This window comes from Pseudomonas congelans (assembly GCF_900103225.1).
GTDB classification, from domain to species: Bacteria; Pseudomonadota; Gammaproteobacteria; order Pseudomonadales; family Pseudomonadaceae; genus Aquipseudomonas; species Aquipseudomonas congelans.
In genome coordinates this window covers 111,133-126,287 of record NZ_FNJH01000004.1, presented here as the reverse complement: position 1 = coordinate 126,287, position 15,155 = coordinate 111,133, and the positions used below count along the sequence as shown (strand labels likewise).

The 15,155-nt window shown below is 60.7% G+C and carries 14 protein-coding genes; 12 read left to right on the top strand and 2 right to left on the bottom strand.

What is annotated here, in order from left to right:
- Positions 1–2: 2 nt before the first annotated feature.
- A complete protein-coding gene (gene motB / locus BLR20_RS15350) occupies positions 3–1,052 on the top strand; it encodes a flagellar motor protein MotB (protein WP_054994374.1) in 1,050 nt (349 codons plus the stop codon).
- 60 nt (positions 1,053–1,112) lie between these two features.
- On the opposite strand, the gene rsgA is transcribed toward motB, so the two are convergent.
- Positions 1,113–2,144, bottom strand: coding sequence for a small ribosomal subunit biogenesis GTPase RsgA (gene rsgA / locus BLR20_RS15345; protein WP_003317188.1), 1,032 nt, complete (start codon positions 2,142–2,144; stop codon positions 1,113–1,115).
- 108 nt (positions 2,145–2,252) lie between these two features.
- Between rsgA and orn the strand changes: the two genes are divergently transcribed.
- Together orn and BLR20_RS15335 are read left to right on the top strand one after the other, a co-directional pair.
- Positions 2,253–2,789: an oligoribonuclease gene (gene orn, locus BLR20_RS15340; RefSeq protein ID WP_054994375.1), complete on the top strand. Its 537-nt coding sequence runs from the start codon at positions 2,253–2,255 to the stop codon at positions 2,787–2,789.
- A 96-nt stretch (positions 2,790–2,885) separates the two neighbouring features.
- Positions 2,886–3,497, top strand: a complete 612-nt coding sequence (locus BLR20_RS15335) for a trimeric intracellular cation channel family protein (RefSeq protein WP_010439894.1) — start codon at positions 2,886–2,888, stop codon at positions 3,495–3,497.
- Between the two features lie 111 nt (positions 3,498–3,608).
- Here BLR20_RS15335 and queG read toward each other — a convergent pair whose 3' ends face one another.
- Positions 3,609–4,697 (bottom strand): tRNA epoxyqueuosine(34) reductase QueG, encoded by a 1,089-nt coding sequence (gene queG / locus BLR20_RS15325; RefSeq protein ID WP_054994401.1) that lies wholly within the window; start codon positions 4,695–4,697, stop codon positions 3,609–3,611.
- A gap of 63 nt (positions 4,698–4,760) precedes the next feature.
- On the opposite strand from queG, the gene BLR20_RS15320 reads away from it, so the two are divergent.
- The 9 genes from BLR20_RS15320 (at position 4,761) to hflC (ending at position 14,890) form a co-directional block, all read left to right on the top strand.
- Positions 4,761–6,251, top strand: coding sequence for an NAD(P)H-hydrate dehydratase (locus BLR20_RS15320; RefSeq protein WP_054994376.1), 1,491 nt, complete (start codon positions 4,761–4,763; stop codon positions 6,249–6,251).
- Entirely contained in the window at positions 6,239–6,709 is a 471-nt protein-coding gene (gene tsaE, locus BLR20_RS15315; RefSeq protein ID WP_010439884.1) for a tRNA (adenosine(37)-N6)-threonylcarbamoyltransferase complex ATPase subunit type 1 TsaE, read from the top strand. The genes BLR20_RS15320 and tsaE overlap by 13 nt, the downstream gene beginning before the upstream one ends.
- Before the next feature lie 2 nt (positions 6,710–6,711).
- Complete coding sequence (locus BLR20_RS15310; RefSeq protein WP_202907622.1) at positions 6,712–8,139, top strand: N-acetylmuramoyl-L-alanine amidase; 1,428 nt, start codon at positions 6,712–6,714, stop codon at positions 8,137–8,139.
- Entirely contained in the window at positions 8,139–10,085 is a 1,947-nt protein-coding gene (gene mutL, locus BLR20_RS15305) for a DNA mismatch repair endonuclease MutL (protein WP_054994377.1), read from the top strand. Before BLR20_RS15310 ends, mutL begins: the two co-directional genes overlap by 1 nt.
- Positions 10,086–11,057, top strand: coding sequence for a tRNA (adenosine(37)-N6)-dimethylallyltransferase MiaA (gene miaA, locus BLR20_RS15300; protein ID WP_054994378.1), 972 nt, complete (start codon positions 10,086–10,088; stop codon positions 11,055–11,057).
- Between the two features lie 93 nt (positions 11,058–11,150).
- Positions 11,151–11,411, top strand: a complete 261-nt coding sequence (gene hfq / locus BLR20_RS15295) for an RNA chaperone Hfq (protein ID WP_002551819.1) — start codon at positions 11,151–11,153, stop codon at positions 11,409–11,411.
- Positions 11,412–11,423: 12 nt separating this feature from the next.
- On the top strand, positions 11,424–12,725 hold the full coding sequence (gene hflX / locus BLR20_RS15290; protein ID WP_002551820.1) for a ribosome rescue GTPase HflX: 1,302 nt from the start codon (positions 11,424–11,426) through the stop codon (positions 12,723–12,725).
- A 96-nt stretch (positions 12,726–12,821) separates the two neighbouring features.
- A complete protein-coding gene (gene hflK / locus BLR20_RS15285; protein ID WP_054994379.1) occupies positions 12,822–14,021 on the top strand; it encodes an FtsH protease activity modulator HflK in 1,200 nt (399 codons plus the stop codon).
- A complete protein-coding gene (gene hflC / locus BLR20_RS15280; protein WP_003393535.1) occupies positions 14,021–14,890 on the top strand; it encodes a protease modulator HflC in 870 nt (289 codons plus the stop codon). The genes hflK and hflC overlap by 1 nt, the downstream gene beginning before the upstream one ends.
- Positions 14,891–15,155 lie beyond the last annotated feature (265 nt).

Genomic DNA, 15,155 nt, shown 5'->3' with positions numbered 1-15,155 from the left:
TCATGGAAAATAATCAGCCGATTATCATCAAGCGCGTAAAGCGCTTTGGTGGCGGACATCACGGCGGTGCCTGGAAAATCGCGTTTGCCGACTTCGCGACCGCGATGATGGCGTTCTTTCTGGTGCTGTGGCTGATGTCGTCTGCCACCCCCGAGCAGTTGCTCGCGGTCGCCGGGTACTTCAAGGACCCGGTCGGTTTCTCGGACAGCGGTTCGCCGTATGTGATCGATCTGGGCGGTTCGCCGGAGATGTCGCCGAACCAGACGCTGAACCCTGAGGTAAAGACCACGCCATCGCCGGATACTGTGCCGATCGAGGCGGAAACTGCCGAGACCAAGGCTGAAGCGGTGGAGCAGGAGCGTCTGGAGATGCTGCTCCAGGAATTGCAGAACAAGGTCCAGGAAAATCCGCAACTGCAGAAATTCAAGGACCAGATTCTGTTCGAGATCACTCAGGACGGCTTGCGTATCCAGATCATGGATGCTGAAAACCGGCCGATGTTCGACTCGGGAAGTGCGCGCCTCAAGCCTTATTTCGAAGACATTCTGCTGGCCTTGGCTGACACCATCAAAAGTGTGCCGAACAAGGTCAGTATCAGTGGCCATACCGATGCGACGCCTTTCGTGGGCAGTGGCGGGTTCGGCAACTGGGAGCTGTCGGCCAACCGTGCCAACGCTGCGCGCCGCGCACTGGTAGCGGGGACGTATCCGGATTCACAGGTGGCCAGGGTAGTGGGGTATGCGTCGTCTGCTCTTTATGACCACCAGAACCCGACCAACCCGATCAATCGCCGCATCGATATCGTGGTACTGACCAGAAAGGCCCAGCACCGCATCGAGGGCGATCAGAACTCCGGTGGTGCGCCAGCCACGCCAGCCACGCCAGCCACTCCGGCAGCACCAGCGCCATCGACACCGGCGGTGCCTGCTGCTCCGGGTGCTTCTACAACTGCGCCGCCCGATCCGCAGGCCTACGCCCAGCCGCGCGAGATCCGGCAGAAGCTGAACATCTTTGATGATGGCAAGTTGCGGGTCGAGCCAGCTCAGAACTGAGCTGCCACGGGTACAAAAACGCCGCGATCATCGCGGCGTTTTTGCGTGCGGCGTTCGGTCTCAGTAGCTGTCTTGCGGCAGGCTGGCAATGATCGAACGGTAGCTGTTCATGCGCTGCTGTTGCACGCGGCCGTCTTCAAGCCCCTTGAGCAGGGCGCAGCCCGGTTCGCGGTCATGCTTGCAGTCACGAAAGCGGCACGTGCCGATCAGATCGTTGAACTCGATGAAACCTGCCTCTACATCAGCACGGCTGACGTGCCCCAGGCCGAATTCACGGATGCCCGGCGAGTCGATCAGATCGCCGCCACGCGGGAAGTGGAACAGGCGGGCGGTGGTCGTGGTGTGTGTGCCCTGGCCGGAGACTTCGGACAGCGGGCCGACCCGAGTGTCCGTTTCCGGCAGAAGGCTGTTGACCAGCGAGGACTTGCCGACGCCGGACTGGCCGACGAACACACTGATGTGCCCGTCAAGCTGGCTTTGCAGGCTCTGCATGCCGTCACCGTGGTGCGCGGAGACTTCCAGCACCGGATAACCCAGCGTGCGGTAGACCGCCAGCAGCGCGTTGAGCGCGGGCGCATTCTGTTCGTCGATCAGATCGGCCTTGTTGAGCAGCAGCAACGGACGAATCCCGGCATGCTCGGCGGCCACCAGATAGCGGTCGATCAGGTTGGCATGCGGCTCGGGCATCGGCGCGAAGACGATCACGATCAGGTCGACGTTGGCAGCCACAGGCTTGAGCTGGCCGCGTGAATCCGGGCGGCGCAGTTCGGTGGTGCGAGGCAGTTGCGCGACGATGACGCCAATGCCCTGATTGCCGGCGCGCCATACCACGCGATCACCGGTCACCAGTGCAGGCAGGTTGGCGCGCAGGTGGCAGCGAAAGACCTGACCGGTCGCTTCGCCTTCCTGAGCCTCGACTTCGACCTGTACGCCGAAGTGAGCGATCACCAGGCCCGTCTGCTCGGGGCCGAGGTCGCCACCCTCGAGTGTTTCAAGCGTAGCGGACTCGCGTTTTGCCGCGCGGGCAGCACGCTCGCCCTGAATTTTTTCGATGCGCCAGTTCTGACGACGATTGAGTTGGCGTTTGGCCATGGGTGTTCCGATGTGATGTAACCGATGAATTAGGCAGTACGATTGATCGGCAGGAGTCTAGCACGGCAGGGTGAGCTAAACTGCGCGCCTATGCTGAGGAGTCGACACATGCAGAACAAGCAGAACCTGATCTGGATCGATCTGGAAATGACCGGTCTTGACCCTGATACCGATGTCATTATCGAAATGGCCACGATCATCACCGATAGTGAGCTGAACACCCTGGCCGAAGGCCCGGTGATCGCTGTTCATCAGAGCGACGAGACGCTGGCGAAAATGGATGAGTGGAACACTCGCCAGCACGGCGGTTCGGGCCTGACCCAGCGCGTGCGGGAAAGTACCGTCAGCATGGCTGAGGCGGAGGCGCAGACCCTCGAGTTCATCAAGCTGTGGGTGCCAGAGCGCAGTTCGCCGATCTGCGGCAACAGCATCTGCCAGGATCGCCGCTTCCTGTATCGCCACATGCCGGCGCTGGAAAACTACTTCCACTACCGCAACCTGGATGTCTCGACCCTCAAGGAACTGGCTTCGCGCTGGTCCCCCGAACTGAAATTCAAGAAAGGCAGCACGCACCTGGCGCTCGATGACATCCGCGAGTCGATTGCCGAGCTGCGCTTTTATCGTGAGCATTTCATCAAGGTTTGATCGAGACTGGCGCGTGCAGTGAATAATCTTCGCTGCACTCTTTCAGTGCGTTGGTCGGCTGGTTAGACTGCGCGCCTTTGTCGCAGAGTCGCCGCCATGTTGCTGATGCTTTATCTGATCGCTATCACTGCTGAAGCCATGACGGGAGCCCTGTCTGCGGGGCGGCGCGGGATGGACTGGTTCGGCGTGGTGCTGATCGCCTGCGTCACTGCGCTGGGTGGCGGTTCGGTCCGCGACGTGCTGATCGGTCATTACCCGCTGACCTGGGTCAAGCACCCGGAATATCTGGTCCTGACCAGTGTGGCGGCGCTGGTGACGATCTTCATCGCGCCATTGATGCGTCACCTGCGCTCACTGTTTCTGGTGCTCGATGCGCTGGGGCTGGTGGCCTTCACCCTGATCGGCTGCATGACCGCGCTGGAGGCCGGACACGGTGTGCTGATCGCGTCAGTGTGTGGTGTGATCACCGGGGTTTTCGGCGGCATCCTGCGTGACATCTTCTGCAACGATATCCCGCTGATCTTCCGCCGCGAGCTGTACGCCAGTGTGTCTTTTCTGGCCGCGTGGTGTTTTCTACTGTGCCAGTACCTGCAGTTGCCGAACGAGCAGGCGGTGTTGATCACCCTGTTCGGCGGCCTGCTGCTGCGCCTGTTGGCGATTCGTTTCCGCTGGGAAATGCCCAAGTTTGTCTATAAAGACGAGCCTTGAGGCAGGCGCATAGCGTAGGCACGATAGTTGGAGAATTATCGTTCCTCACGCTCCAGCGTGGGAATGCCTTTCGTGACGCTCCGCGTCACACGTCTGCGCCGCGCTGCAGGTTTAAAGCGGCGCCACGCCATGCCTCTGCAGCGCCCATTCCACATGTTCCCTGACCAGTTCCGACGGGTAGTCGCGCCGTGCTTGCAGGGCCTCGATCACCGGAATGGTGGAGGGCGCGTTGCCCAGCCCCACCGCCAGGTTGCGTAGCCAGCGTTCATAACCCGCCCTGCGCAGTGGTGAGCCCTCGGTGCTGCCGAGGAATTTCTCTTCATCCCACAGGAACAGCTCGGCCAGCCCCGCGTTGTCCAGATTGTGGCGCGGCTGAAAGTCGCTCTGCTCGGTGGGGCGGGCGAAGCGGTTCCACGGGCAGACGATCTGGCAATCGTCGCAGCCGAACACCCGGTTGCCGATCAGTGGCCGCAGCTCTTCGGGGATCGCCGTCTTCAGCTCGATGGTCAGGTAAGAGATGCAGCGCCGCGCGTCCAGTACGTAAGGCCCGATAAACGCCGCCGTCGGACAGATGTCCAGACAGGCCGTGCAGCGCCCGCAATGTTCGGTTGCATGAGGTGCGTCGACCGGCAACGGGATATCGACAAACAGTTCACCAAGAAAGAAGAAGCTGCCTGCCTTGCGGTTGAGCACCAGCGTGTTCTTGCCGATCCAGCCCAGCCCGGCCTGTTCGGCGATGGCCTTTTCCAGCACTGGCGCGCTGTCCACGAAGGCCCGGAAGCCAAACGGCCCGATGGCCTGCTGAATACGCTCGGCCAGTTGTTGCAGGCGCTTGCGGATGAGTTTGTGATAATCACGGCCCAGCGCGTAGCGTGAGACATAGGCTTTTTCCGGTTCGGTCAGGCGTTGCGCCATTTCGGTGTCGCCCGGCAGATAATCCATACGCAGCGACACCACTCGCAGCGTTCCCGGCACCAGCTCATCCGGGTGGGAACGTTTGCTGCCATGGGCTGCCATATAGTCCATTTCCCCGTGATAGCCTGCATCGAGCCAGCGTTGCAGGTGCTGTTCGTGCTCTGCCAGGTCCAGGCCGCTGATCCCGACTTCCTGAAAGCCCAGCTCACGCCCCCACGCCTTGATTGATACGGCAAGGGCGGCAAGATCATCGGAAGTTGGAAGTACAGCAGTAATAGCGGACATGCGCAGAGAGAAACCGGGGCCAAGGTGCGTATAATTCTGCCAGACATCGGAGCCCATAGACGCATGTTCGACACTAAACCTCATTTACCCGACGCGCTGTACAGCGCTGCGCAGGTCCGCGACCTCGACGCACGGCTGATTGCTGCCGGCACGCCCGGCCTGGAATTGATGTTGCGCGCTGCGCAGGCGTTGTGGCGCACGATACTTCGGCGCTGGCCGGAGGCGACCGAACTAACGGTGTTGACCGGGCGTGGCAACAATGCCGGTGACGGGTATCTGGTGGCGGCAATGGCTCACAAGGCCGGCTGGCAGGTCAGGGTGCTGGCCGTGGGCGACCCGGCCGCACTGACAGGTGATGCTGCCTCGGCGCATGGTGCGGCTTTCGGTATTGATATTCAGGCATGGGCCGGACAGCCGCTGGCCGGTGTCGTGCTGGATGCGATGCTCGGCACCGGGCTCGACGGCGAGGTGCGCGAGCCTTATGTCTCGGCCATCAACGCCGTTAATGACAGTGGTCTGCCCGTCATCGCTGTGGATATTCCATCGGGCTTGAGTGCAGATACCGGGCAGACGCTGGGTGTCGCGGTGCGTGCCGATGTGACCGTTACATTCATCGGACTCAAGCTGGGTTTGCTGACGGGCGATGCGGCGGATCTGGTGGGTGAGCTGATTTTCGATGACCTGCGTGCAGACCCGGCGCTGGTGGCGCAGGCGCCGTTCAGCGCGAAGCGTCTCGATAAACACACCCTGCCACAACTGGCAGCGCGTCCGCGTACCGCTCATAAAGGCATGTTTGGCCGGGTACTGGTCATCGGTGGCGATCACGGTTTTGGTGGTGCGGCGTTGCTCAGCGCCGAAAGCGCCCTGCGCAGCGGTGCAGGCATGCTGACGCTGGCCACGCGGCCCGAGCACGTTGCGGCCGCCCTGACACGCATGCCGGAAATCATGAGCGCGGCGATTCATTCGGCCAACCAGTTGATGGGCTTGATCGAGCCAGCCAGCGTGTTAGTGGTCGGCCCCGGGCTGGGTCAGGCGGCCTGGGGGCGCAGCCTGCTGTCGGCGGCTGCCAATGCGGATCGTCCGCAGGTGTGGGACGCCGATGCGCTGAATATGCTCGCCGCCGGGCTGGTCAGCCTGCCCAAAGGCAGTGTCATCACCCCGCATCCGGGCGAGGCGGCACGGTTGCTGGGTGTGGGCATCAAGGAAGTCCAGGCGGACCGGGCCGCTGCGGTACGGGCGCTGGCGCGTAAATTCGATACGGTTTGCGTCCTTAAGGGCTCCGGCAGCCTGATTGCCGATGCGCACGGGCAACTGGCGCTGTGCGATCGCGGTCATCCGGCCATGGCCACCGCGGGGCTGGGTGATGTGCTGGCCGGATTGATCGGTGCGCTGATGGCGCAGCATCTCAAACCGTTCGACGCGGCCTGTCTGGCGGTATGGCTGCACGCAAGCGCCGGTCAGAACGTCGGTGAACACGGCCGAGGGCTGGCCGCCAGCGATATTATTCCTGCCATTCGTCAGTTATTGGAGGAGCTGCAACCGTGTCTGATTTAACGCTGCATGTGGTTGGCGAAGAGGCAATGATGGATTTTGGTGCACGCCTGGCCAGGGTTACCGAAGGCCTTGGCGTCATCTTTCTGGATGGCGATCTGGGCGCTGGAAAAACCACGCTTTCGCGGGGATTGATTCGCGGCTTCGGGCATGTCGGGGCCGTCAAGAGTCCTACTTTCACGCTGGTCGAACCTTACGAAATCGGCGCAATAAAGGTGTTTCACTTTGACCTTTACCGGTTGGTCGATCCGGAGGAACTTGAGTACATGGGCGTGCGTGATTACTTCGACGGCGACGCACTTTGTCTGATTGAATGGCCCCAGCGTGGTGCAGGCTTTTTGCCAAAGCCCGACCTGACCATTACCATTGGGCCGCACGGAGAAGGTCGGTCCGTGATATTGAGCCCGCTGGGCTCGCGTGGCGAACGTTGGTGTGCCACTTTGGCTTTGGAATTCAAATAGATATGGGGTTAGGTATGCGCATGCGCGCGCTGGTTACTGTAGTTGGTCTGCTGTTGATGGCCCTGGCTGTCGAGGCGGTTGCCGCTACGCAAGTACGAAGTGTCCGCTTATGGCGAGCGCCGGATAACACACGTCTGGTCTTCGACCTGACGGGGCCGGTTCAGCACAGCCTGTTTACCCTGACTTCGCCTGACCGTCTGGTGATCGATATCAATGGTGCGACGCTCGGCGGCCCCTTGAACGTACCGACGGCCAATACGCCGATCAGCAGCATGCGCTCTGCCCAGCGCACGCCTACCGACCTGCGCGTGGTCATCGACCTTAAAAAGGGGGTGACCCCGAAGAGCTTCACGCTTGCGCCCAACCAGCAGTATGGTAACCGTCTGGTGGTCGACCTTTATGACAACGCCGCCGATGCCAATCCCACGCCTGTGATTCCCGATACCGCTGCCAACACGGCGCCTGCTGTTCCGGTCAGCCCGGCCAAGCCTGAAATCAAGCTGACCCCGGTGCCGAATGGCAAGCGCGACATCGTCGTGGTGATCGATGCCGGGCACGGCGGGGAAGACCCCGGTGCCTCGGGCGGCGCCGGTCAGAAAGAGAAGAACGTGGTGCTGTCGATTGCCAAGGAACTGCAGCGCCAGGTGAATGCCGAGAAAGGCTACCGCGCCGAACTGACGCGGACCGGCGACTACTTTATTCCGCTGCGCAAGCGTACCGAGATCGCCCGCTCCAAGGGCGCCGACCTGTTTGTATCGATCCACGCCGACGCCGCGCCGTCCTCCGCTGCGTTCGGCGCATCGGTGTTCGCCCTGTCCGATCGCGGTGCTACTTCCGAAACCGCACGCTGGCTGGCGGACAGTGAAAACCGGTCCGACCTTATTGGTGGTGCTGGCGCTGTCAGCCTCGATGACAAGGACCGCATGCTTGCGGGCGTATTGCTGGACTTGTCCATGACCGCGTCGCTGTCTTCGAGCCTGAACGTTGGCCAGAAGGTGTTGAGCAATATCGGTCGCGTGACCTCGCTGCACAAGTCACGTGTCGAGCAGGCGGGCTTCATGGTGCTCAAGTCGCCGGATATCCCGTCGATTCTGGTGGAGACCGGCTTTATCTCCAACGCCAATGAGGCCAACAAGCTCGGTTCTGCGTCGCATCAGCAGGCGCTGGCGCGTTCTATCACGTCGGGCGTCAAACAGTTCTTCCAGCAGAACCCGCCGCAGGGCACCTACATTGCCTGGCTGCGTGATAACGGCAAGCTGGCTCAGGGGCCGCGCAATCACGTGGTTCGCTCCGGCGAGACTCTGGCCATGCTCGCAGCGCGCTATGACATGAACATCGCCACCTTGCGCAGCGCCAACAATCTGAAAACCGATGAATTGAAGATCGGCCAGGACCTGCGCATTCCAAGTTCCGAGGTGGCGACTCAGTAATGACCGATCTCCTGCTCGACGGCGCCGAAGCCGATAACGCTCAGACTGCCCTGAACGCAGCACGCATCGAATTGCTCAGCCCGCGTCTGGCCAACCAGATTGCGGCGGGCGAAGTCGTCGAGCGTCCGGCTTCGGTAATCAAGGAGCTGCTGGAAAACAGCCTCGATTCCGGCGCGCGGCGCATCGATGTCGACGTCGAGCAGGCTGGCATCAAATTGTTGAAAGTGCGTGACGATGGCAGCGGTATTTCTTCGGATGATCTGCCGTTGGCGCTGGCACGTCACGCAACCAGCAAGATTCGCGACCTGGAAGACCTTGAGCGGGTCATGAGCCTGGGGTTTCGCGGCGAAGCGCTGGCTTCGATCAGCTCGGTGGCACGCCTGACGCTGACCTCGCGCACCCGGGACGCCGATCAGGCGTGGCAGGTCGAAACCGAAGGTCGGGACATGGCGCCGCGCGTGCAGCCAGCCGCGCATCCGGTGGGCACCTCGGTTGAAGTGCGCGACCTGTTCTTCAACACGCCTGCCCGGCGCAAGTTTCTGAAAGCCGAAAAAACCGAATTCGATCATTTGCAGGAAGTCATCAAACGCATGGCGCTGGCGCGTTTCGACGTGGCCTTCCACCTGCGGCATAACGGCAAGACCGTGCTGAGCCTGCATGAAGCGCACGACGATACCGCCAGAGCGCGACGTGTCTCGGCAATCTGCGGGCCGGGCTTTCTGGAGCAGGCGCTGCCCATCGAGATCGAGCGCAATGGCCTGCATCTGTGGGGCTGGGTCGGGCTGCCGACTTTCTCGCGCAGCCAGGCCGACCTGCAATATTTCTTCGTCAATGGCCGGGCCGTACGCGACAAGCTGGTCGCCCACGCGGTGCGTCAGGCGTATCGCGACGTGTTGTTCAATGGCCGCCACCCGACCTTCGTGCTGTTCTTCGAGGTCGATCCGGCTGCTGTGGACGTCAACGTTCACCCGACCAAGCATGAAGTGCGCTTCCGCGACGGGCGCATGGTGCATGACTTCCTGTATGGCACCCTCTACCGTGCGCTGGGCGATGTGCGCCCTGAAAATCAGCTGGGTGGCAGTGTGCCGGTTGTCGCCGAGACACGCCCGAGCGGGCCTGAAGCGGGCGAGTTCGGGCCGCAGGGGGAAATGCGTCTGGCCAACAACGTGCTGGAGCAGCCGCAAGGCGAGCCTTTTGCCCGGCCTGCTGCCGCTGGCGGCACTGGCAGCGGTTATCAGTATCAATACACGCCTCGGCCTACCTCTGGCGTGCCGGTGGCCGAAGCGCAAAGCGCCTACCGTGAATTCTTCGCGCCGCTGCCCAGTGCCGCGCCTGCGTCGCTGCCCGAATCGCCCGGGGATATTCCGCCGCTGGGTTATGCGCTGGCGCAGCTCAAGGGTATCTACATTCTTGCTGAAAACGCTCACGGCCTGGTACTGGTGGACATGCATGCTGCTCACGAGCGGATCATGTACGAGCGCCTGAAAATAGCCATGGCCAACGAAGGCTTGAGCGGCCAGCCATTGCTGGTACCCGAGTCCATCGCGGTCAGCCAGCGTGAAGCGGACTGCGCCGAAGAGCATCTTGCGACCTTCCAGCGCCTGGGCTTCGAGCTGCAGCGGCTCGGCCCGGAAACCCTGGCGATCCGACAGATACCTGCGTTGCTCAAGCAGGCCGAGGCCAACCGGCTGGTCAGCGATGTGCTGGCCGACCTTATGGAATATGGCACCAGCGACCGGGTGCAGGCGCACATGAACGAGTTGCTCGGCACCATGGCCTGCCACGGCGCGATTCGCGCCAATCGGCGTCTGGCCATTCCGGAAATGAACGGCCTGTTGCGCGACATGGAAAACACCGAGCGCAGCGGGCAATGCAACCACGGTCGTCCTACCTGGACCCAGATGGGTCTCAATGACCTGGATAAATTATTCCTGCGCGGTCAATGAATGAACGCTTTACCTCCGGCCATCTTTCTCATGGGGCCTACCGCTGCAGGCAAGACCGACCTTGCGATAGAACTGACCAAAGTGCTGCCCTGCGAGTTGATCAGCGTCGATTCTGCGCTGGTCTATCGCGGCATGGACATCGGTACCGCCAAGCCGTCCAAAGCACAGCTGGCTGAGTTTCCTCACCGCCTGATCGATATTCTCGACCCGGCGCAAAGCTACTCCGCAGCCGATTTTCGCAGCGACGCTATGGCGGCCATGGCGGAAATTACCGCACGCGGAAATATTCCTTTGCTGGTCGGCGGCACTATGTTGTATTTCAAGGCTCTATTGGACGGGTTGGCGGATATGCCGGCGGCCGATGCGCAGGTCAGGGCGCAGCTTGAGGCGGATGCACAGGCCTTCGGCTGGCAGTCATTGCACGATCAACTGGCGGTGGTCGATCCCGTTTCGGCGGCACGTATTCACCCCAACGATCCGCAACGGCTGATCAGGGCGCTTGAGGTGTATCGCGTCAGCGGAATGAGCATGACGGAACACCGCGAGCAACAAACTGCGCAAAGTACCGAAGCAGCCGCATCAGGGCGCCAGCAATTGCCCTATACTGTCGCGAACCTTGCCATCGCTCCGGCTGATCGCAAGGTGCTGCACCAACGCATCGCGCTACGTTTCGAGCAAATGCTGGATCAGGGGTTTCTGGATGAAGTACTGGCATTGCGCTCAAGAGGTGACCTGCATTCGGGGTTGCCATCGATAAGAGCTGTCGGTTATCGCCAGGTCTGGGATCACCTGGATGGGAAGCTGACGCGGGATGAAATGCAGGAGCGCGGCATCATTGCAACGCGCCAGCTGGCCAAAAGGCAGTTCACCTGGCTACGCAGCTGGGAGGACTTGCACTGGCTGGACAGCCTGGCCAGCGACAATCTGTCGCGCGCCTTGAAATACCTGGGATCGGTCTCCATATTGAGCTGAGTCCCTGCAATAGCCGTCTATCCTTGGGGGGTGGCCGGTCAAGCTAATCGAATTCGATTTATTATTTTATTGATCCTTAAAGGAGTGCGGCACATGTCAAAAGGGCATTCGCTACAAGACCCTTACCTGAATACCTTGCGTAAAGAGAAGGTCGGGGTATCGATCTATCTGGTCAACGGTATCAAGCTGCAGGGTACGATCGAGTCTTTCGACCAGTTCGTCATTTTGCTGAAGAACACGGTCAGCCAGATGGTCTACAAACACGCTATTTCCACCGTCGTACCGGTTCGCCCGATTCGTTTGCCAAGCGCTACAGACGCTGACGGCGCGGACGCCGAGCCAGGTAACGCCTGATAGGAGTCTGCCTTGTTCTTTGAGCGCCACAGTGGTGGTGAACGTGCAATTCTCGTTCATCTGGATGGTCAGGACCCTGAGGCGCGCGAAGATCCGCAGGAGTTTCAGGAATTGGCCATCTCGGCCGGTGCCGATACCGTTGCGTTTATCAACGTGCCGCGTCATCGGCCTTCGGCCAAATATCTGATCGGCTCTGGCAAGGTCGAAGAGCTTCGCGATCAGGTCAAGGCCGAACAAGCCGATCTGGTCATCTTCAATCACACCCTCACGCCCAGTCAGGAACGCAACCTCGAACGCGTTTTCGAGTGTCGTGTGCTTGATCGCACCGGTCTGATTCTCGATATCTTTGCGCAGCGGGCGCGTACTCACGAAGGCAAGCTTCAGGTCGAACTGGCCCAGCTTGAGCACATGAGTACTCGTCTGGTCCGTGGCTGGACTCACCTTGAGCGACAGAAAGGTGGTATCGGCCTGCGCGGTCCGGGTGAAACCCAGCTCGAAACCGACCGACGTCTTCTGCGGGTTCGCCTGCGGCAGATCAAGGGACGGCTGGAGAAGGTTCGCAGCCAGCGGGATCAGGCCCGTCGCGGGCGTCGTCGTGCGGATATTCCATCGGTTTCACTGGTGGGGTATACCAACGCCGGCAAATCGACCCTGTTCAACTCGGTGACCGATTCGGATGTGTTCGCGGCCGATCAACTGTTTGCCACGCTCGATCCGACCCTGCGTCGTCTGCAGCTCGACGACCTGGGTCCTATCGTGCTGGCGGATACCGTGGGCTTCATTCGCCACCTGCCGCACAAGCTGGTCGAGGCTTTTCGCGCGACGCTTGAAGAATCGAGCAACTCCGATCTACTGCTGCATGTGATCGACTCCCACGAGCCCGATCGCATGTCACAGATCGAACAGGTCATGGCGGTGCTCGGCGAGATCGGTGCCGAGGGCTTGCCGATCCTCGAGGTCTATAACAAACTCGATCTGCTTGAAGGTGTAGAGCCTCAGATACAGCGTGATGCCGACGGCAAGCCGCAGCGTGTCTGGGTTTCTGCCCGTGATGGTCGAGGGCTTGATCTGCTCAAACAGGCTATCGCCGAATTGCTTGGCGATGACCTGTTCGTCGGCACGCTGCTTCTGCCTCAAAGTCTTGCCCGGCTGCGTGCCCAGTTCTTTGAACTGGGTGCGGTGCAGAGCGAAACGCATGACGAGGAAGGTGCCAGCGTGTTGGCCGTACGACTGCCGCGCGTTGAACTCAATCGACTGGTGAGTCGCGAAGGATTGCAGCCGCTGGAGTTCATCGAGCAACACACTTTGCAATAAAAGCACGAGAAAGCCGTTGTACGGCTTTCCCGAGCATTCTGTAGCATTGGTCGGCGCGCCGCGGGCGCGTCTTTGCTTTATCAGATGGAGAGCGCTATGGCTTGGAATGAGCCGGGTGGCAACTCGAATAATCAAGATCCCTGGGGTGGCAAACGCCGTGGCGGCGACCGCAAGGGACCACCTGATCTCGACGAGGCCTTCCGTAAGCTGCAGGAAAGCCTGAAGGGGTTGTTCGGCGGCGGTAACAAACGCGGCAGCGATGGCGGCGGCAGTGGTGGCGGTTCAGGCAAGGGCGGTGGCCTTGGTCTGCTCGGCATTGGGCTTGTCGTACTCGTCGCTTTCTGGCTTTACAGCGCTATCTATGTGGTTGACGAGCAAGAGCAGGCTGTCGTGCTGCGTTTCGGTCAGTACCACGAGACCGTGGGGCCGGGCCTTAACATCTACTTCCCGCCGTTCGATCGCAAGTACATGGAGAACGTGACTCGCGAGCGTGCCTACAGCAAGCAGGGCCAGATGCTCACCGAAGACGAGAACATCGTCGAAGTGCCGCTGACCGTGCAGTACAAGATCAGTGATCTTCAGGCGTTCGTGCTGAACGTCGACCAGCCTGAAATCAGCCTGCAGCACGCGACTGAAAGTGCGTTGCGCCATGTCGTGGGTTCCACGGCGATGGACCAGGTACTGACTGAAGGCCGTGAACTGATGGCCAGCGAAATCAAGGAGCGTCTGCAACGCTTCCTCGATACCTACCGCACCGGCATCACCGTGACCCAGGTGAACGTACAGAGCGCCGCCGCGCCGCGTGAAGTGCAGGAAGCCTTCGATGACGTGATCCGCGCCCGTGAAGACGAGCAGCGTGCACGTAACCAGGCTGAAAGCTACGCCAACGGTGTGATCCCGGAAGCCCGTGGTCAGGCTCAGCGTATTCTCGAAGATGCCAACGGTTACCGCGATGAAGTGGTTTCGCGTGCCAAGGGTGAGGCGGATCGCTTTACCAAACTGGTTGCCGAGTACCGCAAGGCACCTGAAGTCACCCGCCAGCGTCTGTATCTGGACACCATGCAGGAAGTCTTCAGCAACACCAGCAAGGTTCTCGTGACCGGCGACAAGGGGCAGAACAACCTGCTTTATCTGCCGCTCGACAAGATGATCGAGAGCAGCCGCAGCGGTACCGCCAATGGCTCCAATGCAGGTACGCCATCGCAGTCGGCCAATGATGCTGCCGCTGCTGCTGCCGCCGCCCGTGCGAATGAGGCTCAGCAGCGTGGTGAAGTACGTACCAGGGAGACTCGCTGATGAGTAACAAATCGCTGATCGCCCTCATTGTTGGCGTGATACTGGCTGTCATTGCCTGGAACAGCTTCTACATCGTGTCCCAGACAGAGCGTGCGGTCCTGCTGCAATTCGGTCGTGTGGTCCAGGCTGACGTTCAGCCGGGTCTGCATGTGAAGGTTCCTTACGTGAACCAGGTGCGCAAGTTCGATGGTCGTTTGCTGACCCTCGATGCACCGACCCAACGCTTCCTGACGCTGGAAAAGAAAGCGGTCATGGTCGATGCCTACGCCAAGTGGCGTGTGAAGGATGCGGAGCGTTTCTACACCGCGACTTCCGGCCTCAAGCAGATCGCCGACGAACGTCTTTCGCGTCGTCTGGAATCCGGTCTGCGTGACCAGTTCGGCAAGCGCACCCTGCACGAAGTCGTGTCGGGTGAGCGAGACGCGCTGATGGCAGATATCACCGGTTCGCTGAACCGCATGGCCGAGAAAGAGCTGGGTATCGAAGTTGTCGATGTCCGGGTCAAGGCCATCGATCTTCCGAAGGAAGTGAATCGCAGCGTTTTCGAACGTATGAGCACCGAGCGTGAGCGCGAAGCGCGCGAACACCGTGCCAAGGGTAACGAGCTGGCTGAAGGCATCCGTGCCGATGCCGATCGTCAGCGTCGTGTGCTGCTGGCCGAAGCCTATCGCGAGTCGGAAGAAGCGCGTGGTGATGGTGATGCCCAGGCTGCCGCGATCTACTCCAAGGCGTATGGTCAGGACCAGGAGTTCTACGCGTTCTATCGCAGCCTGCGTGCCTACCGCGAAAGCTTTGCGAACAAGAGCGACGTGATGGTGCTTGATCCGAACAGCGAATTCTTTCGCTACATGGAAAAAGCCAAGCCGTAATTAATCACCCGCCGGGCGGCAAAACCGCCCGGTGGGGTGAACGTACGGTGAAACGTGTGTATCATGCGGCAGCCGGGAAATTCCCGGCTTTTTTGCGTCTGCACGATTGATTGGCCGTATCTGAATTTGAACGCGGCAAGATTTTTCGAGGAAAGTGGTCTGCAAGGCCTGTCTCGGGCATTTGTCGTGCCCGTCATACGGCGCACCACTTTCTGCTTCACTCAAGGCCGGCCTGTAGGCTGGCCGCCTGGATCACAGGGGAATG